We start from the raw sequence: 23,421 nt of genomic DNA on the forward strand, positions 1-23,421 counted from the left end.
ATTTACACAATGAAAAGGCAACTTAAAATCAGTAAATTAACTCATACTTAAAGTACCATCCAAATTTCTTAATTCTCTACTTCCTGCAATATTGCTAATATTATGATTGTTCTTATTTATCAAACATTGGGGGAATGGTTATGAAAAAAAAATTTTTAGTACCAGCAATTGGCGTAATGACATCAATGGCAATCCTGACAAGTGGAGTTTTTGCTGATACGTCAACGCAGAACCAAAATAACAGCAGTTCAACACAAGTAAGTGCACCATCAGCTCTACCCCAACTTCAATTCCGTTCAAATTTAGCGTACAGTACTGGAGTGAGCGCATATATTTATGGTTATACTCTTGTAGAGATGGCAAGAACTATGCAAAAATTTGAGCAAACAAATGAACTAAACACATTTAAACATTACAGAAATTTAGCAGATGATAAGTTTAGGGATTATGTAAAGCCGAACAATGACACACTATATTCACAATCTTGGTTGGATTTATCAAAAGGGCCTCAAGTATTGAGTTTCCCTAAGATAAATAGGTACTTTACATTCCAATTTATGGATGCGTATTCTAACTCATTCAAATATATTGGTGGCTCAAACAAAAAAGACTATAATGGCGGCAAATATATCATTGTTGGACCAGACTGGGAAGGTAAGTTTCCAGAAGGGACTAATGTAATTAAATCACCTACAAATATGACTTGGGTTTTAGGAAGAACATTAGTAGATGGCGAGAAAGATTTGCCTGCAGTACATAAAATTCAAGATTCATACAAATTAGCACCTTTAAATAATAACCAAGCAAAGGGTTCAATCGATATTCCAACCATCCAAACAAGTGATTATGATGATCCAATTAAGTTTTATTCATTAATGGCTCAATTAATGAAATTAAATCCTGCACCTCAAAAGGATGAAGCATTATTAAGTCAGCTTGAATTAATTGATATAGATCCTGCGACAGGATCATTTACTGGAGGAGCAGACCCTGTTGTTTTAGATGGCTTAACGAGAGCAGTTAGAGATGGAAAAGACGCTATTCAAAAGTCACTTCTTGTCCTTCAAATGCCAAATAACGGCAATTGGAGAGTAAATTATGAACGTGTAGGTACTTATGGAGACTACTATTTAAACAGAGCCATGATTGCTATGTATGGTATCGGGGCGAATACGCCAAAGGAAGCAGTATATGCGATAACACGAAAAGATAGTGATGGAAATACGTTAAGTGGACAGAATAAATATGTTATTCACTTCGATAAAAATAATTTACCGCCTGTCAATGATTTCTGGTCAATCTGTATTTATGATTCTACGAATTTCTTTGTAGCAAATCCGATTAACCGTTTCTCAATTGGGGACCGAACAGAAGGACTAAAATATAATGATGATGGTTCATTAGATATTTATGTTCAAAGCACAGCACCAGCAGGGCATGAATCAAACTGGTTACCATCACCTTCTTCTACAACAAATCCTGTTTTTGGATTATTTTTAAGAATGTACACTCCTAAAGAATCTGTACAAAATAATTCGTATATAATTCCATCAGTAAAAATAGTAAAGGAACAATAGTTTAATTAAATTAGGAACTTTTCATAGAGAAATCACTATGCAGTTGACAAAAGACATTTCGAATAAGTTATTCGGATGACTTTTGTCTTTTTTATATTCTTTATTTATTTTGCTGATACCCCTTATCACTGTTGAATTTTTTTAATACCCCCTTTCATATTAAATAGAACTTCCTTATGTATCGGTTCTAGAAATTGCATCTTTATTGAGCCTGTATCATGTAATTATAAATATAGAATATTACGAAAACTGGTGTCCTCTTCGAACTCTTTGCTTTTTGCCATTTCATTTCCATCCTGTCAACAATATTGAAGAAGAACATGTGTATTTCACTTTCCATTTCTGAAAAGTATTACTCCTCTTCAGCTCCAAAGTCAATCATCACTCCAATAACCTCTTTAGAAATGTTATATTTTACTTTCACCTCGTACTCACCGTCACCATATCCAGACATTGAAACCGCACCACCTGGAACAACTCCCCCTTGTACATCTGAAGCAACAATATCACAACATGCAACATAATATTTTAATCCATCTTCATCTATCTCTATATCATAAACATTTTTCACTTCATATTGGATAGCTTCATCTCTACCGAATACTGCAAGATCAAAGATTCCAGCTTGTGCAGAATCAACTGCAATTGTTTTATCGCAATCATGCCATTTTCCACTTGGTTTCTTTTCTCCATGAAATACAATTAGACTTTCCACCACTTCTTCATCAGTGTAAGTGATGGATGCCTTCCAATTCCCATTTTTTACATTTGAAAGTATAATTTGCAGATCTTCTTCATCCACCTGATAACATGGATCAGTAACAATTAACTTTCCACTATCAACTGTAAAAGTACCAACTGTTAAAGGCTTATTAGTATTCACTTTCGGCACATACCAATCAATAAACTGGCTTAAAGTTGATGCCTTACAATCGCTTATTCCAGTTTTTTCATTCCAAAGAAAGATTAGTTCCTGCATAAATCTTTTTCTTATACGATAGCAAAGTTTATCACCATTGATATTTTCACCAATGCAAATCATATCACTCGGTACATTTTTCGGTCTGTTCTCACGATTTTGTTTTACAATATCAATTGTTAATGCTGATCGTTCTTTCGTTTGAATAGGGAACAAAGTCCAATCACCAAATTTAGCTCCATTCGTTTCTAAAAAGATTTCTTTGTACTCCTCTGGAAAAGTAGCACCAAGTGCTTTTTCTGCTTTTTTCAATTCAAGTAACGATACACCAGCCACTTTGGAACTCGGATTAATCATGTTTATTACTTTCTTCATTTCTTCCTCCATGAAACTTTCGGATAATTAACTATGAGTGTTTTCGATATTTTTTATTAAAAACCCTCTATATATTCAATAAATTTTTGTCATTTCTGCTTCGTTACTTCAATAAAAAAGCCACCAAAAATGGCAGCTGGATCTTCAACTCTTGCACCCGTTACTTTAAGTTATCATGAACGAAACTAGCTCCTTACTCGTAACACCGTAGGTTAATTTGGTTACACTGTTTACTGGAAAAAACAAACCAAATCAGAGCTACATTACGTTTCAAAAGAAAAAATTGTATACTCCAAATCATCGGATTCATTTGCTAGATATAACAATACCGTGAAGAATATTTTAACTCAACTGAGTCTAAAAAAAGCACTTTAATCTCGGTTGCAATTGAAAGTGTATGTGAGTTGGGAGATGAAACTGATCGTAGGGATTCGATTAAACTAGCAAAGTTATTTCGTGCAGGCGAATTAACCTCTGTTTATGTGCCAACAGAAGATGACGAAGCACTTCGGGATTTAGTTCGAGCCCGTGAAGATGCAAAAGAAGATGAATTAAGAGCCAAACATCAATTAACCAAATTCCTTTTACGCAATGATATTCACTCTCCTTTCAAGGGAAAGAAATGGACTAGTAGATATCGAGAATGGTTAAATACGTTAAAGTTTGAACGTTCTGCATCTAAAATTGTTTTTCAAGAGTATTTACATCATCTACAAGAAATTGAGCAAAGGGTAAAACGATTAGAGGAAGAAATTAAATTACAATCAACGGAAGGATATCATGCGCCAATGATTCAAGCACTCCAATCGTTAAGAGGAATAGCCACTATAACAGCTACTAGCCTTGTAGCTGAGATTGGATCATTTGAAAGATTTCCCTCTCCCAAAAAATTAATGTCTTACGTTGGGTTAATTCCAAGTGAAAGTTCAAGTGGTGAAACCAGGAGGCAAGGTAATATTACCAAAACGGGTAACCGTCATGTTCGGCGTCTGCTTGTGGAAGCAGCCTGGAGTTATCGGCATAAGCCTGCATTAAAGGGAGATTTAAAGAAACGTCAAGAAGGACAGTCGCCTAGTGTTCAAATGATCTCATGGAAAGCACAAAATCGACTGCATAAAAAATATTTTCGTTTATTATCACGCGGAAAAACTGCTGGAAAGGCATTAACTGCCGTTGCAAGAGAATTAGCGGGATTTATCTGGGCAGTAACTCAAGAAATTGAAAATAACTCCATGGCAAAGTAATAGTTTCGAATAAAATAAATATCAAATTTTGTTTAGAAGTCGGAGCTTAGGGCTCGGAGGCAAAGGTAAAAACCGGTAAGGAGAAACCACGAATTGTACTTGTGATATGCCTAGGTAGGCTAACTCACGTTTTAAGTTAGTGGAAGCTCCTTTATACGGAAAGATAAAATGTGAAAACCCACGAATATCAGAGTGCTAACCGCAGTTGAGATTTTTGCCTTCGTGCCGTGTGCTTAACTTTTTATATCAATATGAAAGGAGAAATTTATTCATTCTCAGCTTTAAAAAGTATCTCAATCTCCAAATTGCCTGTCAAGGAAAGCACTTGACAGCCAATTTGGAGATTGAGGAGCCGTCAGTAAGCTGAGAAGGAGATCCCCTAGCCTTGAAAAAGGCTGAATCCCAACTAATAAGCAAAGAAGCCGAAAAATGCTTCTCTTCTTAGAGTTGCCCAAAAACCGAAACCAAAATCAATATGGGTAGGGAGCATTGACAGTTTCGTTCATATCAGTACAATTATTCACAATCTTTCATAATAAATCCAATGCTCGATTAAGATTTTTCTAGAATCGTGCGCCTGCTATAAACAAAATAAGGTCATGTAGCCCCTTCAAAGTTTTTTTGTATATACCTTACAATTGGATCTCCTTCTAATATAGTAGCAGCTTCAATACTTACCATTTCAAATCCAGGACCCGGTGGGCTCCGAAAGTTTTCTAGTGTATTTGATATTAGATAGCATTCGTCTTGAAAAATATAAATAAAAATAGCCCCAATTAGGGCTTCGAGTTAGGAGGCAAAGGTTCTTGCCTGCTTATATTAGTCACCTGATAATTCAATAGGTGGTGATTTGTCTTTGTTTATCGGTATCTTTTTTACAACGAAAAAATAATTGCTACGAAAAAAGACCAAGCATTTTTGATGGGCTATTTTCAAATCAATTGTTTTCTTGTTTGATCCATTAGTGGTTTCTTGCCTCTCATGATTCCAATTGTTACTTCATTTATTCTTCACCATTCCATTTATTATGTTGCTTTAATAATTTCTTAAATATGTTGTATAAGTGTGCATGTCTACGACTATTGGCATTATATAGCTCCTTGTTATGCACAGTAGAGATAAAAGTTTTGCCATCAGATGATGCCAACTTTATTACCTTCTCATCTTCATCGTACCAAATGTCTACCTCCATCCTTACATACTTGCTTATATAAATGGCCCCCCTTCTCGAAATTACTCCTTGCTTCCAGCTTCATATACCTTATATTTTATTAAGTAGGTAACGCTGTCTTGCCTACAAACAAAGTATTATTGGAATAAAAAATAGCCGCCAATAATGGCAGCTAAATCTTCAACTAATTTTATATTGTTCTTATCGAGACATTTTTAATACTTGTCAATTATCTCAAAAGATTTAACCAGATATTCATTGTTTTTATTTATTTCTTCTAATATTGGTTTATCTAAGTAAATAAAATTATAATCGTTTTCTTGATTTAAATATTTAACATTTTCATTTATTATTGAAAAGAAAATCTGGCCATTTATAGATAAATAATATTTGGATAAAAAACTAAACATTTGCTCTTTTAATTCATCAGCGGTTTCATTTTTAATGAAAGAGTCCATAGCAAATGGCACATTAGTACTCGAATATTCGTTAACTAGATTAGCATAGGCAGTATATAGAGCTAACATTTTTTTATTAGCATCCATACCACTTCCTGTAACCTCCGTAAAATCATAAAATTTAACATCGTCTAACTTAATATCTTTAAAATGCCTGTAAGATAATTGTTAACTATTTCTAGATTAACTCTATCTTCTATATAGGTGTCCAACTCTTCATATTTCTTATTATTTTTTATTGTATTTTCTGTTTCAAATATCTTTTTTAGTAAACTATCTTTTTCTACTGTTTTTTCTTTTATTTTATTTTCAAATTCTTCAATTAATCTTTTACTTTTTTCTATCTGTTCTGCAATTTCATATTGATTATTTCTAATTTTAAGTCTTGTTAACGACTGTCATGGGTCAGCTTAGAATTACAATGAATTATACTGTATCCCAAGCAATAGTAAATAGATTTCATTAGACTTGATTTTCCAACTGTATTTAATCCGCTTACAAATCGTTCACCTAGCTTTCTGCTAAGCTCAGGTGAGTAGCCGCTCAGCCATGAATCACAAATTGGTTCGAAGTTTTTTTTCTTTTTCTCCTCTTGAATAAATGCCCGAACTTCCCTTCTTAGTTTGACAGCTTGTTCAGGGAGTTGAACAACAGGTAATTGTAAATTCTTCATATAAATCTCCCAATTACATATAAATTTAATTACAATTCTGATATTCAGTAATAAATTCAAAGAATAACTAGTTTATTAGTTTTACAAAAAGAGCTTGAAAATCATTTCAAGCTCTTTTAAAGTTTTTTAAAAATATTGAGTTAATAACTTCAAATATATCTCAAGCAACTGAAACTATTTAGCCTCCTATAAATCTGCTTCACAACTTTAAAAGTTAGTGAGCAATTTTTGTTGAAACTATTTATTTATAATCCGAGATTTTTTGCAATAATATTTTTCATAATTTCATTGGTTCCTGCGTAGATCGGCATGACAGCAACATCACGATATCGGCGTGCTATGTCGTACTCTTCCATATATCCGTAACCGCCATGCAGCTGTAAACAACGACTTGACATTCTTCGAGCCATATCTGTAACCCACCACTTTGCCATCGATGCCTGGGTTGTAATTTCTTCACCCTCCATATGTTGAATTGCCAGATCATTTAAGAAGGAGCGCGCCAAAGACAATTCCGTTGCCATTTCAGCAATTTCAAACTGTGTGTTTTGGAATGAACAAATTGGCTTTCCGAACGCTTGTCTTTCTTTTACATACGATATGGTAGACTTTAACATCTCTACAGCTAAAGCGTAGGCATTATTCGCAACTATAATTCTCTCTTGCTGTAACTTATTCATCAAAATGTAGAAACCTCCACCCTCTACGCCAAGCAGATTGGCAACAGGTACCCTTGCATCTTCAAAAATAAGTTCGCATGTATCCTGGGAATGTTGACCTAATTTTTTTAACTTTCGCCCTCGAGAAAATCCTGGTGTATCACCGTCAACCATAATGATGCTGACACCTTTACGTGCAGGTATCGCTTTAGGGTCTGTTTTTACGACGACGAAGAATAAGTCAGCATTAATTCCATTTGTAATAAAGGTTTTTTGTCCATTTATAAGGTAGTAATCTCCGTCTCTTACAGCGGTGGTACTAATATTTGCTAAGTCTGAACCTGTACCTGGTTCCGTCATGGCAACAGCTGAAAGAATCTCGCCGTTTACACATTTTGGCAAATATTTTTTCTTTTGTTCTTCTGTACCATAGCTTTCCAGATACGGTACGATTATTGAACTATGAGTGCCAGCGCCATTTGAGCCTCCACCAATACGATTTAATTCTTCTGCTAGGACTAAATTAAAGCCAAAATCAAGTCCTAATCCACCGTAAGCAGGTTCAACCTGCGGGCAAAGAAAGCCTTGTTCCCCCATTTTTCTAAAAAGTTCTCGAGGGGTATGTCCGTTCTCTTCCCATTCATGGAGAAAGGGTGATACTTCTTTCTCCATGAATTTACGTAAAGTTGTACGAAACATATCATGTTCTTGAGTACAATAAGGTCTCTTTGTCGAAAATAGATCAAAATTAGTAATAGCCTTTGTGGAAGTAGACATTGTTATTTCCTCCCCATATAGAACAGTAAAATAAATTAACACGTATTAAGTTATTCTATGATTTAAATAAATGTAAGAGCTCGATAGTAGTGATGTATGCTTTTAGATTATCAAATCTTTTAACCTAATTTTTCTTATACATCGTGACAACAGCAGCCCCGCCAAAACCAAGATTATGTTGGAGGGCAATTCTTGCATTTTTTACTTGTCGTTTTTCTGCGTGCCCGCGCAATTGCCATACAAGCTCAGTACATTGTGCCAAACCAGTGGCACCAAGCGGGTGACCTTTAGACATTAGCCCTCCGGATGGATTGACGACATATTTACCGCCATACGTATTGTCACCGTTATTAATGAAAGTTTCCGCTTCTCCTTCTCCACAGAGACCAAGTCCTTCATACGTAATAACTTCATTGGGAGTAAAACAATCATGCAGTTCGACAACATCCACATCTTCAGGCCCGATTCCTGCTTTTTCGTATACTTCTTTTGCTGCCCTGCGGGTCATATCAGCCCCTACTAGATTTATGACATCGTTGTAAGAATCTTCAGTATCCGTAAGTAAGACTTGTGAAACGATCTCCACTGCACCATTTATCCCATGTTTTCTTGCAAATTCCTCACTGCACATGATTGCAGCTGCAGCCCCGCAGGAAGGCGGACATGCCATTAATCTTGCTAAATATGGAGGATATATCACCTGTGAATTTAAAACCTCCTCAACTGTAAGAGGCTTATCGAATATAGAATATGGGTTATTGCGTGCATGATTTCGAGTTTTAACAGCAACTTTAGCAAAAATTTCGGGATTTGCATCATATTTTTGTACATATGCCGCCGCTGCTTCTCCAAAGAATTTGATTGCCCCATATGGTGCATTATTTTCAGTTAATTCATTTAAACGCTCATTAAATACTTTCATAGGGTGAGTTCTATCATCCCATTTACTTTTTAATGCTCCTGGTCTCATTTCTTCGAATCCAAAAGCAAGTACACAATCAACAGCCCCAGATTCCACGGCTTGCCGGGCTAAATAAAGTGCTGTTGAACCAGAAGAACAGTTATTGTTTACATTGATGATTGGGATTCCAAACATCCCCACTTTGTAAAGGGATGCCTGGCCACATGTACTATCCCCATAAACATAACCGGCAAATGCCTGTTTAATTTCCCTAATGTCTACTCCAGCATCTTTAATGGCAACTTGAATAGCCTTAGAAGCCATAACTTCATATGGTTCGTTTGTACCAGGCTTCGCAAACTTGACCATACCAACACCAATAATTTGAGCGTTACCTTTCATATTAAATACCTACTCCTTTTAAAAAATGTAGAGATTTGATCTTTCAAGGGAAGTTTCAACTCAAGATGATTCAGTTGCCATTTCTCAATTACATTCATTTGATCTGATATTCTTTTTATATTATTAAGGTGTTACAATGTTCGGCTCTGGGTCAAAAGTATCCATTAGTGATAATAATTCAACCAACTTATCTTTGCTTCCATCTATGTTTAGTTTTCCACTTCCAATCGCTTGGTCAACTGTCAATGCTCCTGCACCTAAACCAAATAAAGTACCCTTGTCCAATGTGATGGTAGCATCCGCATTTGCGCTTACTTGCCCTGTGTTATAGTGTAAAACAGAATTATCTAACGTTAATTCAAATTTCTCATTTGTATTCGTTACGTTTAGATTGATTACCATGTGCTTCTTATCCGCCTTAGGGCCATTTAACTTAATGGATAATAAATCCAAGAAATCTTTTACAGGCATAAAGGCTGTTACTCCAGAAGTATTAGCCTTGTGTTGGGCATAGTAATCTCTATCAATACCATTACGTAATTCAGACGCACCTGTTAAATACTCATTTCTCCAAATACCTGACTCAGCTTGATATCCTAGTTGTTCAAATGTATCTGCTAAAAGATCCTTCGCTTCCTTGTTCTCTGGATTTGCTAAAACGACATTTTTCAACACTTGCGCTACCCAGCGATATTGCCCTTTATCGAAGTCATCCTGTGCCTGTTTGATAACTTTCTTTTCTCCACCCATATACTCGACATATTTTTTAGCCGCCTCTTCTTGTGGCAGTGGATCTAAATCTGCAGGATTACTGTTGTAATACCCCAAATAGAAATTATAAATAGCTTTTACGTCATGTTTGATGGTCCCATAATAACCTCTATTCGCCCAAAACTTATCTAAGCTATCTGGCAGCTTAATCTTTTCGGCTATTTCATCCATTGTGTACCCTTGATTTGCAAGATGGATGGTCTGATCATGCAAATATTTATATAAATCACGTTGTTTTACAAGTAGCTCTTCCACCTTATCCTTACCCCAAGTAGGCCAGGAATGAGAACCGACTAACACATCAACCTCTTTATTTTGAATGAAATCATTGACTTTATCGATCGCATTTGACCAAGCTAAGGCATCGCGGGTTTTCGCCCCCCTTAACGTGTACACATTATGTAGAGTATGGTTGACATCCTCTGCAATCCATAATGTTTTGTTGGTAGATACGTAAGCATTCATCTCCGCGGGAGCCTCAGTGCCTTGAGCCATTAAAAACTCAAAATCTAACCCATCAATCGTTAATTTTTGGCCATCCTCCTTAATTGTGACAGTCGGTTTTAAGATGGTTGATGTACCTGTATACCCATTTGAAACTCCCAAACCACTTGAAACGATTCCTTTAGACCCAACTGGAAGTACCGAACCAAATTGATACTGTGCTCTTCTCGTCATGATATTCCCAAGCAATACATTTTCACTAATTGCCTCTTCCATAAAACCATCGGGTACGACAATTGGAATATTTGGATTCGCCGCATATTGCATTACTCCTGCCATGCCACCGAAGTGATCTAAATGACTATGACTAATAACAATACCAGTAACTGGAACTTTCTTGCCTTTATATTTATAATACAATTCTAATGCAGTTCTGGCCGTGTCTTTGTTTGTCATAGTATCACATACTACTATCCCATCTTTCCCTTCCATGATGGTCATATCTGCAATTTCTAATCCTCTAATTTGATAGACCCCTTCTCGGACTTTATAAAGCCCCGCCGTATTTTGAAGTTGAGAAATACGCCACAAACTAGGGTTTACGGTATCCGGTGCTTCCCCTCCATTGGTGATTAAATTGAACCTAGTAAAATCTAAAGGTACTTCTCCTTTGTCTGTTTTAATAGTTGGATCTAAGGGTAATAGCAACCCTCTTTGTACATCTACATAATCTTGTCTATCGGCAAAATTTAACTCATTATAAACATTAGCGTTTGCTTGCTTTGTAAATGATGTTGCCTCTTTAGGCAGAACTGACACAGGATTTTTTGCAGCGAATGTATTACCTGCTAAATCAGCACTTACACATAGAGCGACTGCTAATGGAACTACTTTGGAACTTTTCTTTAAAAAATCTTTGTAATTAATGGACATTTGACGACCCCCTGTTGTTTTAATCTATTATTTGTTGTGATAATGCCTCTACATCAACCAATACTAATAGATAAAATGAATATTTAAATTATTAGTAACGTCTGGCATCCTTCTGCAATGATCTTTTCCCTAATAATGCTTGTACAGCTTCCTTTAGGGAAAGTTTTTAGAATAATTCCACCTCCAACCAAGCGCCATATTTATCAAAATTGAAAAACTATCCATAAAGCCACAACCAAATCGGAAACGCTTTCATTGTATTCTGAAAGGGTAAATAAATTGATATGCAACATGTTTTTCAATATTAATAAAACTCAACATATTAAAAAATATATTGAATATATTTGTATGATAGCCTTTCTAATTTTTTGAGTAAAACAAGTATTTTGGATGTACCTAAAGTAAAAATTGATACTAATAGTTTTGTTTAATCTCGATTTTGATAAATTCCTCAAATTCTGCTTTTTAATCAAAAAACTAGAGCCCTTGAGAGCTCTAGTTCTATTTCAATAATTCTTAAATTCCACCTCCATCTAGTACAATTCCTAATTCGACGGGGAAAATATTTTTCTAACTTTCTGAAGCCATTGGATGCTTACTTAGAAAATGGAGCATACATTGATTGAATTCCTTTGCCGCTTCAATTTTAGCAATATGACCTGCTTTTTTTAAAATAACTAAATCAGAATTTTGGATGTGTTTATACATAAAAATTGCGATTTTAACTGGGATTAATGCATCATACTGAGCGCCGATCACAAGTGTAGGGACCGTTATTTCAGGTAATAAAGAGCGGTTATCAACTTCTACAATGGCATCAATTGATTTAAACACTCCTTCAACATTGGCTTTCAAACATTTATCTAAATCATCGAAATTCTCCTTTTTCCAAGAGTAAAAACTACTTCTGAATACGATGTTTTTTCGTTGGTTTGGAGATAGTATGAGCGATCGGATCTTGACAAATTTACCGATAATTCTACCTAATCGGTCAAAAAAATATGGGGTCGTACATGCAAAAACTAAGGAAAAGCATTTCTCAGGTGCTTGACGATAAATTTCTTGTGCAACGATTCCCCCCATAGAAAATCCACAAATGTGTGCTCTTTCTATCTTAAGTAAATCAAGTAACGAAATAACATCACTGGCAAAATTTTCAATAGATATTCCTTCCAGTGTTGGATTGATTCCATGCCCCCTTAAATCAGGGATGATCAGTTGATACTGATCAGCAAACTCAAATTGTTTGAACCACCCTTCTTTGCATTCGGATAGCCCATGAAGAAGGACTAATGGTTCCCCATTACCCATGCGTAAAAATGGCAATGCCATTTTACTAGCATTTTGTTCCTCCATGATTATTTCCTCCTTTTATGAAACTATTGAATTTATTTCCAATTCCCATCAAAAGTAAGCATGGCATGATAATGTGAAATTATTAATATTATTTAAAGAATTATTGAAATATACCCATATGTGTAAAATACACATATAGAACATTCTTTAATTATGTGTGTTTGAAGATAAGTCAGGTCCAGTAACTTAGATATTCATTGCCAAAAAATTGGAGGAATTACATCCTTTCCTCCAATGATGAACGGATTTAGAACTTGCAAGGGCTGGCACCTAATGAAGAAAAATGAGGTTAAAAGTTTTACCCTGTAAAGAATGTTTCATTTCTTTAAGGACGTTTCTTTTTAGGTCAACATTAAAATGGACTGATCTAAGGAAAGAGGTTTAGGAACAGTCCATTTGTATTATTATTATTTTATTTGATTACAAACTCTTACCTTATAAAGTTAAAATTGATTAATAACTGTAACACCAACTCCAGCATAGTTATTCATATCTTCAAGTGCAATGTTGATTTCGTCAAGGGAGATTTTTTTCGTTACGAGTTTACCAGGGGATAATCTTCCATTTTCAACCATTTGAAGCATGGCAGGATACTCAGGCAAAGGCATTCCAACAGATCCTATTATCTGTACTTCAGTAGCTAAAATAAAATTAATCGGGAGTTGAAGTAGGCCGCCATTCGGTGTAGAACTGAGTCCAATTTGAACGTGTCTTCCTCGCTTTTTAAGGCTTAACACAGAGTTCAAACATGTTTCTTGGATGCCAAGGGCATCGATTGAGAGATTAGCACCACCCTTTGTCACTTCTCGAACAATTTGGGGTGCTTTTTCTTTTTTACTATTAATAACAGCAACAGCCCCTACTTCTTTAGCAAATTCTAATTTTTCATCTGCGATATCCACCGCTATTACATTGGCTCCAGCAGCTGCTGCAATTTGAATTGCGGATAATCCTACACCGCCTGTTCCATAAACAGCGACCCATTCTCCGGGACGCACATTTCCCTGAGTTATTATTCCGTGATAAGCAGTCATAAAGCGGCAGCCCATCGCACTTGCATCTAGAAAATCAATATTATCGGGTAAACGCACGAGATTTCTGTCTGCCTCTGGAATGTGAATGTGTGAAGCAAATCCTCCATTAAAATGGAAACCTACCAAACTCAGATTATCGCAAATATTATGATGTCCTGCGACGCAATGTGGACAAATTCCGTCTGAATGATTAAATGGTACTAATACACGGTCGCCTTTTTTGAAATTTCGAATATTTTTTCCAACTTCCTCTACTATACCGCTCATCTCATGACCTAAAATGCGAGGGAAAGATTGAATAGCGCTCATATGTCCTGCCCACCCGTGCCAATCGCTTCGACATAAACCCGTTGCTTCTAATTTTATTATCACACCATCTGGAGTTAGAGTAGGATCATCAACCTCTTTGACTATTAAAGGCTGGTTAAACCCTTCCAAGACTGCTGCTCTCATAATCCTTCATCTCCCTAAATATTATTTAATTCTTTGCATGAGTATGTCGAGCTTACCTTTATATGGAGCACGAGCAAACTCTTCCAATTGATTGGTTCCTGCTGAGGCTTGATAGAGGACGCCACGTTCATGGGAAAATTCCTTAAATCCAAAAATACCAGTATACCTTCCAATACCGCTTTCATTGACACCACCAAATGGAAGGTTTGGTTCCGAAATATGGCGCATCACATCATTCACGGTTGCACCGCCGGAAGTGGTTGTCGAAAGAACGGTGTCAACTACTTTTGAATTATCACTAAAAATATAGAGAGCCAATGGTTTGGGTCTTGAATTTATTTGTTTAATCACTTCATTTAAATCTGTGTAGGTTAGGACTGGCATGATGGGTCCAAATATCTCTTCCTGCATAATCTTAGCTTCAAGTGGTACATCTGTCAGGACAGTAGGATAGAATGTTCGCCCATCTACAATCCCACCGCATCGAACGTTTGCTCCACGCATAACAGCATCGTCTAATAATTCTTTTAATCGATTAATGTTACGTTCATTCACAATCTTCGCTACGTCAACTTGATTAAGTATTCCGTTTTCGAAGTAGCTCCTTTGGATGTAATCTTCTACATAGCGAATAAATTCTTCCCGCTTGTTTTCCTTTATATAAATATGGTCTGGAGCCAGGCATATTTGTCCAGAATTTGCATACTTGCCAAAAGCAATTCTCGGTACAATTTTCTCCAAATCAACTTGTTCATCAATAATGACAGGACATTTCCCACCCAATTCCAGTGTGACGGATGCAAGGTGTTTTGCAGCTGCTTGCATCACTACTTTTCCTACTTGTGTACTACCCGTGAAAAGGATATGGTTAAATGGAAGATCAAGTAGGGCATTGGCAACCTCAACCCCGCCTTCAAAAATTGCAACTTCGGATTCGTCGAATAATTCGTTTACAATTTTCACAGAAATTTTACTTGTAGCAGGTGCCATTTCGGAAGGTTTTAAGATACAGACGTTGCCAGCTCCAATTGCGGGTATTAATGGATTAAAAAGCAACATGAAAGGGAAATTCCAGGCGGAAAAGATGAGGCATTGGCCCTTTGGCTCTGAGATGATTTTTGCTGTGGCCCCTCGATTTCTAGATGGGACTTCAACAGGCTCCATCCATTTATTTAGATTTTCAACAAATAGATCGATTTCATTAATAACACTCATGACTTCTGTGGTAACTGCTTCAAATGCAGGTTTTCCAAAATCTGCTTGAAGAGCTTCCACAATAGCTGGAGTTTCTTTAAGAATTAAAGCCCTTAATTTTTGTAATTTTTCGATACGTTCTGCCGCACTTGTCTGTTTAACGATATGAAGATGTTGCTTTTGCAATTGGAATACTCTTTGAATAGCATTTAGATACTCTCCCATATTGCCCTCCTTTTTAGCGAAAACGCTTTCATTTATTCGAAAAATCCTTGCATTATTTACTTAAAACTTTTTGGCTGGATCTTCTTAGAGGATTTAGTTAGTATCATGATGATGAATGGCAAATAAAAACTTTTACCTCCTTCCAATTACTCTGTAATTCTAAATATTCTGTATTAATAATATTTAGAATTATAATAAAAGGATTAATTGAATGTGTAAATCAATCCTTTTGGATGCTGCTCAACGAAAAATTGATATAATCAATGAATGGGATTTTAATATGGCTTTGATATTCACCTTTCTCTACACAATAAAATCCCCTACCTCACTAAAAAAATGAGAAAGGGGATCAATTTTTACTTAGATTATATTTTTTTTCATCTTGATTATTGAAATTCTCATTGTATTGGAGATTTCTTTAAGGCACCCGAAATGACACCTTCACATGTTAAAGCTTCGATTTCCTGATTGGAATAGCCCATTTGAGCTAAGATTTCAGCCGTATGCTTCCCGGACTTTGGAGCCAGCTTCCTTATCGACCCTGGCGTTTCTGACATTTTGATCGGAGGCGCGATCAATTTAACAGGACCAATTTCTGAGTCATGAAAGGTTTGAATCATTTCTCTTTCTATCAATTGAGGGTCTGTCTCTAAATCTTCAAATTTATTAACTGGTGTAACGCAAGCATCGACTTTTGAAAAAATCTCAACCCATTCCTTTTGTGCTTTTGTTGAAATAATTGCTTGAATTTCGGCTTTTATGCGATCCTGTTCATCCATCGGTACATGCTGTTGATGAATGAATTCTTCCCTTCCGATCACCTTGCAAAATTGTTCCCAAAACTTCGCTTCAACCGCACCAACTGAAAGATATCGTCCATCTTTTGTTTCATACACCTCGTAAAAGGCACTTCTGCCTGACAACCTAAGCTCTCCTCGATTTGGTTGTATGTTTGTTACGAAATAATCTGGCAGAGTAAGCTGCAGCCAGGAAAGAGCCCCATCCATCATCGATATGTCGACAAATTGCCCTTTTCCAGACCTTTCTCTTTGAAAAAGAGCCATTAATATTCCAACAGTGGCAAGAAGGGCTCCTCCACCAATATCAGCGATTGGTATAGGGGGTACGATTGGTTTTCTGTTCCGCTCACCGATAAACTCCAGTAATCCTGCATAACTGATATAATTTAAATCGTGACCTGGCTTATTGGCATAAGGCCCTGTTTGACCATAGCCTGTTAAAGCGCAATAGACAAGTGTAGGATTAATCTTTTTTAGCACATCATATCCAACCCCAAGCCGGTCCATGACACCTGGTCGGAAAGATTCCACAACTACATCTGCATTCTCGGCCATTTTTAAAAAGATTTCTTTCCCTTTGTCTGTTTTTAGATTTAAGCAGACACTTTTCTTATTACGGTTTACTGAATGAAATAACGCACTGTTTTCACCGATTTTAGGACTATTTGCTCGGACATAATCTCCGAGTCCCGTATCTTCTATTTTTATAACCTCAGCACCATAATCGGCAAGCAGCATGGTGCAGTAAGGTCCAGGTAACAAGCGTGTTAAGTCCAAAATACGAAGCGACGTTAATGCTGAAGACAATTTGATTCCTCCTTTATTATAGCCTTGGAATTTTATTTTGGCTGCATACGTAGAGCGCCATCCAATCGAATAACTTCTCCATTAATCATCGGATTTTCAATAATACTTTGGACAAGTTGTGCATATTCACTAGGGTGTCCTAATCGTTTAGGGAATGGTACCCCTGCACATAACGCCGCTTTTGCTTCTTCAGATTTTCTACCCAGTAATGGAGTCTCAAATAGGCCTGGTGCAATCGTTACGACACGAATTCCATAGTCTGCCAGATCCCTAGCAATTGGAAGTGTCATCCCGACAATTCCCCCTTTTGAAGCACTATAGGCAGCTTGACCGATTTGTCCTTCAAATGCTGCAGCAGAGGCAGTATTAACAACTACGCCTCTTTCGCCATCCTGATTTGGATCGTTTAGACTCATTCTTTCAGCCGCTAAACGAATGACATTGAATGTACCTATTAAATTCACCTTAATAATGTTTGTGAAAAGTGCTAAATCAAAAGGCCCTTTTCTGCCGAATGTTTTTTGGGCACCACCGATTCCTGCACAGTTCACGGCTGAGGTAATTTTTCCAAATCTCTCAATCGTAAGGTCAAGAGCCGACTTTACATCAGCTTCTTCTACTACATTTGTTTTTACGTAAAGAACATGATGATGTCCAAGTTCTTCTACTAAATTGGTTCCTCTTTCATCATTTAGGTCCAGAATAACGGCTTTTCCACCCTTCGCGACAACGTTTCGTACCGTTGCCTCACCTAAACCTGAAGCACCGCCTGAAACGACAACAACACTTTTACTAAAATCCATTTTTCATCTCTCCAATTTTTATTTTTATCAATTACTATTCTAATCAGTTTATTTTTTTTAAAGGAAAACTATAACTAAACTCTAGCTTTTTCTAATAGGGTAGCACTTGTAAATAGTTCTCCCATTAATCTTCTACATTATCTTCCTTGAAACTGTGGTTTTCTTTTCTCTAAAAAGGCTTGTACCCCTTCTTTTACATCTTCTTTAAGGAAAAGGTCTTGAAATAATTCTGCTTCTCTTTCAAGTGCATTCAATAATGGTAATTCTAGACCTTCATCTACTGCTTTTTTAATATTTTTCAAAGCAGATGGTGAGTTATTGCAGATTTTTCTAGCTAATTTTATTGCTTCTTCCAATCCACCGCCAGTTGGGACTACTTTATTGACCAGTCCAATCTTCAATGCTTCCTCTGCCGAAAGATGATCCCCCGTAAACAATAGCTCTTTCGCCTTCGCTTCTCCTATCAGTCGAGGTAAACGCTGGGTACCACCTGCGCCAGGAAGTAATCCAAGCTTAACTTCTGGAACGCCTATGTATGCATGCTCCTCAGCAATTCGTAAATCACAAGTAAGAGCCAGCTCACAGCCGCCACCAAGCGTATATCCGTTTAATACTGCAATCGTTGGCTTTGTAGAGAAGTCAATGCTATTAAACATCTCATGATTCTTCATAAATTGAGGAAATAAATTGGGATTCCCAATCCTTTGCGGCAACTCTTTTATATCAGCACCAGCCATAAATGCTTTTTGCCCTGCCCCAGTTAAAATAATGGCTAACACTTCATGGTCCGAGTTAAGGTCTACAAAAATCTCGCTAATTTCTTCTTTTACAGCTGCGCTCAATGCATTCATTGGCGGGTTATCAATGGTGACAATGGCGATCCAATCATGCTTCTCAACTTTTACTAAATTCATTTTTCAATCACCTCTTCTGGCTATTTAACTTTCATTCTGACATTTTGTTAAAATACAAATTATTTATTCAAAATATATTGAATATATTTTTCCTCATAGTAGCGCTAAAATATTTTAGTGTAAATCAACAAAATAGGAGGTCATTCAAGTATGAGTTGATATATAGTTATATCTGTTATTTATCACCTGGTACGTAATACATTTTTTAAAATTTTTCCAGATGCATTACGTGGCAACGCTTCCAAAAATTCAACGTTGCGCGGCTTTTTATATGACGCCAACCTACTTTGACAGAATTCGATAACTTGAGTTTGCGTCAGTTTTTTATTAGGTTTTAATACGATAAAAACTTTCACACTTTCTCCCCATTGTGGATCAGGTATACCCACCACTGCAGCTTCCATAATATCCGGATGTGTATAAAGCACCTCTTCTACCTCAGCAGGATAAATATTCTCTCCACCGCTGATTATCATGTCTTTTTTCCGATCTACTATATAGATAAATCCATTTTCGTCCATTCGTACTAAATCACCACTATGGAACCAGCCTCTTTTAAAGGCTTCTTCAGTGGCTTCAGGATTTTTGTAGTATTCCTTCATCATCGTGGGGCCCTGGTATATAATTTCACCTACTTCTCCTACTGGAACATCATTCATTTCTGGATCAACGATACGTACACGGACATTGATTGCGGGTTTACCGACTGAATCGGTTTTTCGTATTACATCTTCTGGGAGTAAATAGGTTACGTGAAGGGATTCTGTTTGACCAAATGATTCAACAAGCTCTGCATTAGTAAATACTTTCAATATTTTTTTCTTTAATTCCAGCGGAGTAATCGCACCGCCCATTCCACATTTTTTGAGGGAACTTGAATCATATTCATGAAGATTCGGAACTTGTAATAGAACAATCCACATTGCAGGAACTAAAAACATAAATGTGATTTTCTCGGCTTGAATCGTGCGGAGTATAGATTCTGGTCGAAAATCAGAGTGGATAATCCCAGTGCCTTCCTGAAGGCAAATGGTTACCAAGTGCGAGAGGGCAGCTATATGAAAAAGCGGTGGCACGATTAACATTCGTGTTTGTTTGTCTCTTTTCATATCAGCCAGCCTGTTCATTGCTTGCATATATACATTTTTATGAGTAAGCACAGCTCCTTTGGGACGGCCGGTTGTCCCAGATGTATAGACAATTACATGTGCGTCATGATCCTGCCGAATTTCATTGGCTTGATATAAGGCTGTAGATTCAAATATTTTTTCGTACTGAACCATATCAAAACCTGTAATGTCTTGATTGGGATTCACGACAACAATATTTTTTACTTTCTGAAGTTTTTCACGAATCGATTGAATGATCTCGATATATTCCTGATCGATGAATAGGATTTTCGTATCAGAATTGTTTAAAACATATTCAATTTCACTTGGAGCTAAACGGAAATTAATAGGAACGCCAACGCCTGAAGTAAAGCTGATTCCGAAATAAACTTCGACAAATTCTATGCTGTTTTTAAAAAGAAATCCAATCTTGTCATCTTTTTCTATTCCATGTTGTTGCAGCCACCCAGCTATGTGAGTAGCCCGGTTTAGTAACTGTTCGTAAGTTACCCTTTTATCTTGATCAACGAATGCTTCCTTTTTCGGATTGGAATGTGCAGCATACTTCAAGGCCTCGCTGATTAACAATTCTTGAGACAATAGAATCATATCAATCCCTCCTACGATTAGCGTTTAATCTATTGAAGTTTCGATACTGACCATTATTTATTAACGTGGCACTGTTAAACATAGCTGTTGATTTCCACTCTAGGCGCGGGCGGTACGATAAAATCCCCTGAGTCATCTTTTAAGAATGTCAGGGGATTTATTTTTCTTGAACCAATAATAATTGGATTAAAGCTTCCAATCACATTGCACAGTTATATTTTATAATCCAAGATTTTTGGCAATGATGTTTTTCATAATCTCATTCGTTCCTGCATAAATCGGCATAACGGCAACGTCACGATATCGGCGGGCAATTTCATATTCTTCCATATAGCCATATCCACCGTGAAGCTGTAGGCAGCGGGAAGACATTCTTCTAGCCATATCAGTGATCCACCATTTCGCCATTGAGGCTTGTGTTGAAATTTCCTCCCCATTCATATGTTTAATAGCGAGATCATCCAAGTAGGAACGGGCCAATGACAATTCCGTTGCCATTTCTGCAATTTCAAATTGAGTGTTTTGGAAAGAGCTAACCGGTTTTCCGAAAACATGTCTTTCTTGTACATATTTCATCGTCGTCTTTAACATCTCCTGTGCGATGACGTAACCCGAGTTCGCACACATGATCCGTTCTTGTTGTAATTTATCCATCAGGATATAGAAGCCCTCTCCTTCATTACCTAATAGATTGGAAACAGGGACACGAGCATCCTCAAAAATTAGCTCTGCAGTATCCTGAGAGTGGGTACCCAATTTTTTCAATTTACGGCCTCGCGAAAACCCTGGAGTATCACCTTCAACCATGATGATGCTCACTCCTTTACGCGCAGGAACGGCTTTAGAATCTGTTTTAACGACAACGAAAATCAAGTCTGCATTAATTCCATTGGTGATAAACGTTTTTTGTCCGTTAATTATATAGTTATCACCATCTCGTACAGCTGTCGTACTAACGCTTGCTAAATCCGAACCCGTCCCTGGTTCCGTCATGGCAACTGCCGTTAAGATATCGCCATTCACACATTTTGGCAAATATTTTTTCTTTTGCTCTTCCGTTCCATATTTTTCAAGATATGGTACAGTAATTGAACTGTGAAGGCTTGCCCCGCCAATACCACCGCCAATTCGAACTGCTTCTTCTGCAAGGACTAAATTGAAGCCAAAATCGAGTCCTAAACCACCATAGGCCGGATCGACCTGTGGACATAAAAAGCCTTGTTCACCCATTTTCTTATAGAGTTCTCGAGGAGTTAGGCCATTCTCTTCCCATTCATTAAAATATGGTTCAACCTCTTTTTCCATAAATTTTCTAAGAGATGTACGAAACATATCATGTTCTTCTGTACAATATGGTCTATCTGATTTAAATAAATTAAAATTTGTAGTAGATTTAGTTGTGACTGACATTGTACTTCCTCCTAATAGTAAAAAGTCTTTTACATAATAGTAATCATTAAATAAAGCAATCTATGAATTCATGAAAACTATTTGTTAATTTTTCTTATACATTGTAACAACACCTGCTCCACCAAGGCCTAGATTATGTTGGAGGGCAATTCTTGCATTTTTTACTTGTCGTTTTTCTGCGTGCCCGCGCAATTGCCAGACAAGCTCAGTACATTGTGCCAAACCAGTGGCACCAAGCGGGTGACCTTTAGACATTAGCCCTCCGGATGGATTGACGACATATTTACCGCCATACGTATTGTCACCGTTATTAATGAAAGTTTCCGCTTCTCCTTCTCTACAGAGACCAAGTCCTTCATACGTAATAACTTCATTGGGAGTAAAACAATCATGCAGTTCGACAACATCCACATCTTCAGGCCCGATTCCTGCTTTTTCGTAAACTTCTTTTGCAGCTCTACGAGTCATATCAGCCCCTGCAATATTTATCGCATTTTTATAGGATTCTTCTGTATCCGTTGCCATTACTTGTGAAATGATCTCTACAGCATTATGGATACCATGTTTTCGGGCAAATTCATCACTGCACACAATGGCAGCTGCTGCTCCACAAGATGGCGGACAAGCCATTAACCTTGTTATATAAGGAGGGTAGATCACCGGTGCATTTAAAACTTCTTCTACAGTCAAAGGTTTATTAAAAATAGAATAAGGATTATTAAGTGCATGGTTACGAGTTTTAACGGCAACTTTGGCAAAAATATCTGGATTTGCACCATATTTATTAATATACGCAGCCCCAGCTTCTCCAAAGAATTTGATAGCGCCTTGTGGAGCACTGTTTTGCGCCAGCTCATCTAAACGATCATTAAATGCTTTCAAAGGAGAAGTTCGATCATCCCATTTACTTTTTAATGCCCCTGGCCGCATCTCTTCAAATCCAAAAGCAAGAGCACAGTCAATTGCACCAGATTCTACTGCCTGACGGGCTAAATAAAGCGCGCTCGAACCAGACGCGCAGTTATTATTTACATTGATTACCGGAATTCCTGTCATCCCAACTTTATATAGGGATGCTTGGCCGCATGTACTGTCCCCATAAACATAACTTGCAAATGCCTGCTTAATCTCTCTAAAGTCGATACCTGCGTCTTTAATCGCACCTTGGATCGCTTTCGAAGCCATTACTTCATACGGTTCATTTGCACCAGGCTTCATAAATTTAACCATATTTACGCCAATAATTTTTACAGTGTTTTTCATAATCATTTCCCTCACTTCGATTAAAATAAACTACACAGTAGTAAAGCTAAGAGCACAAAGTAAGCGTTTTCGCATTTCATATTTAAATTTCTTATCCATGGTAAGCGTATCCTTAATTGAGCTAAAGCACCTCCTAATCT

At 36.9% G+C, this 23,421-nt stretch carries 17 protein-coding genes; 2 read left to right on the plus strand and 15 right to left on the minus strand.

Annotated features, from left to right (window positions below; translation table 11 throughout):
- Positions 1-140: 140 nt before the first annotated feature.
- Complete coding sequence (locus ACIFOT_RS01230; RefSeq protein WP_430060888.1) at positions 141-1,577, plus strand: DUF1254 domain-containing protein; 1,437 nt, start codon at positions 141-143, stop codon at positions 1,575-1,577.
- Positions 1,578-1,929: 352 nt separating this feature from the next.
- Here the strand turns inward: ACIFOT_RS01230 and ACIFOT_RS01235 are convergent, their stop codons facing one another.
- Complete coding sequence (locus ACIFOT_RS01235; RefSeq protein WP_430060890.1) at positions 1,930-2,871, minus strand: SMI1/KNR4 family protein; 942 nt, start codon at positions 2,869-2,871, stop codon at positions 1,930-1,932.
- 404 nt (positions 2,872-3,275) lie between these two features.
- On the opposite strand from ACIFOT_RS01235, the gene ACIFOT_RS01240 reads away from it, so the two are divergent.
- On the plus strand, positions 3,276-4,115 hold the full coding sequence (locus tag ACIFOT_RS01240) for an IS110 family transposase (RefSeq protein ID WP_430060891.1): 840 nt from the start codon (positions 3,276-3,278) through the stop codon (positions 4,113-4,115).
- 1,386 nt (positions 4,116-5,501) lie between these two features.
- Here the strand turns inward: ACIFOT_RS01240 and ACIFOT_RS01245 are convergent.
- The 14 genes from ACIFOT_RS01245 to ACIFOT_RS01310 form a co-directional block, all read right to left on the minus strand.
- A complete protein-coding gene (locus ACIFOT_RS01245) occupies positions 5,502-5,831 on the minus strand; it encodes a hypothetical protein (protein ID WP_430060893.1) in 330 nt (109 codons plus the stop codon).
- A gap of 301 nt (positions 5,832-6,132) precedes the next feature.
- Complete coding sequence (locus ACIFOT_RS01250) at positions 6,133-6,417, minus strand: hypothetical protein (RefSeq protein ID WP_430060895.1); 285 nt, start codon at positions 6,415-6,417, stop codon at positions 6,133-6,135.
- A gap of 245 nt (positions 6,418-6,662) precedes the next feature.
- The gene (locus tag ACIFOT_RS01255; protein ID WP_430060897.1) at positions 6,663-7,853 is read right to left on the minus strand and encodes an acyl-CoA dehydrogenase family protein; all 1,191 of its coding nucleotides are present in this window, start codon (positions 7,851-7,853) and stop codon (positions 6,663-6,665) included.
- 124 nt (positions 7,854-7,977) lie between these two features.
- The gene (locus ACIFOT_RS01260) at positions 7,978-9,156 is read right to left on the minus strand and encodes a lipid-transfer protein (protein WP_430060899.1); all 1,179 of its coding nucleotides are present in this window, start codon (positions 9,154-9,156) and stop codon (positions 7,978-7,980) included.
- 123 nt (positions 9,157-9,279) lie between these two features.
- A complete protein-coding gene (locus ACIFOT_RS01265) occupies positions 9,280-11,304 on the minus strand; it encodes an alkyl/aryl-sulfatase (protein WP_430060901.1) in 2,025 nt (674 codons plus the stop codon).
- A 570-nt stretch (positions 11,305-11,874) separates the two neighbouring features.
- On the minus strand, positions 11,875-12,660 hold the full coding sequence (locus tag ACIFOT_RS01270) for an alpha/beta fold hydrolase (protein WP_430060902.1): 786 nt from the start codon (positions 12,658-12,660) through the stop codon (positions 11,875-11,877).
- Positions 12,661-13,103: 443 nt separating this feature from the next.
- A complete protein-coding gene (locus tag ACIFOT_RS01275) occupies positions 13,104-14,147 on the minus strand; it encodes a zinc-binding dehydrogenase (RefSeq protein WP_430060904.1) in 1,044 nt (347 codons plus the stop codon).
- 21 nt (positions 14,148-14,168) lie between these two features.
- Positions 14,169-15,566, minus strand: a complete 1,398-nt coding sequence (locus tag ACIFOT_RS01280; RefSeq protein ID WP_430060905.1) for an aldehyde dehydrogenase family protein — start codon at positions 15,564-15,566, stop codon at positions 14,169-14,171.
- A 398-nt stretch (positions 15,567-15,964) separates the two neighbouring features.
- On the minus strand, positions 15,965-17,173 hold the full coding sequence (locus ACIFOT_RS01285) for a CaiB/BaiF CoA transferase family protein (RefSeq protein WP_430060907.1): 1,209 nt from the start codon (positions 17,171-17,173) through the stop codon (positions 15,965-15,967).
- Between the two features lie 32 nt (positions 17,174-17,205).
- Positions 17,206-17,976, minus strand: a complete 771-nt coding sequence (locus tag ACIFOT_RS01290) for a 3-hydroxyacyl-CoA dehydrogenase (protein ID WP_430060908.1) — start codon at positions 17,974-17,976, stop codon at positions 17,206-17,208.
- Positions 17,977-18,113: 137 nt separating this feature from the next.
- Positions 18,114-18,890 carry an enoyl-CoA hydratase/isomerase family protein gene (locus ACIFOT_RS01295; protein WP_430060910.1) on the minus strand — a complete coding sequence of 259 codons (777 nt, stop codon included), beginning with the start codon at positions 18,888-18,890 and terminating at the stop codon, positions 18,114-18,116.
- 182 nt (positions 18,891-19,072) lie between these two features.
- Entirely contained in the window at positions 19,073-20,608 is a 1,536-nt protein-coding gene (locus ACIFOT_RS01300) for a class I adenylate-forming enzyme family protein (protein WP_430060911.1), read from the minus strand.
- Positions 20,609-20,827: 219 nt separating this feature from the next.
- A complete protein-coding gene (locus ACIFOT_RS01305; protein ID WP_430060912.1) occupies positions 20,828-22,018 on the minus strand; it encodes an acyl-CoA dehydrogenase family protein in 1,191 nt (396 codons plus the stop codon).
- A gap of 84 nt (positions 22,019-22,102) precedes the next feature.
- The gene (locus ACIFOT_RS01310) at positions 22,103-23,281 is read right to left on the minus strand and encodes a lipid-transfer protein (protein ID WP_430060914.1); all 1,179 of its coding nucleotides are present in this window, start codon (positions 23,279-23,281) and stop codon (positions 22,103-22,105) included.
- Positions 23,282-23,421 lie beyond the last annotated feature (140 nt).

Source organism: Neobacillus sp. NRS-1170 (assembly GCF_050468025.1).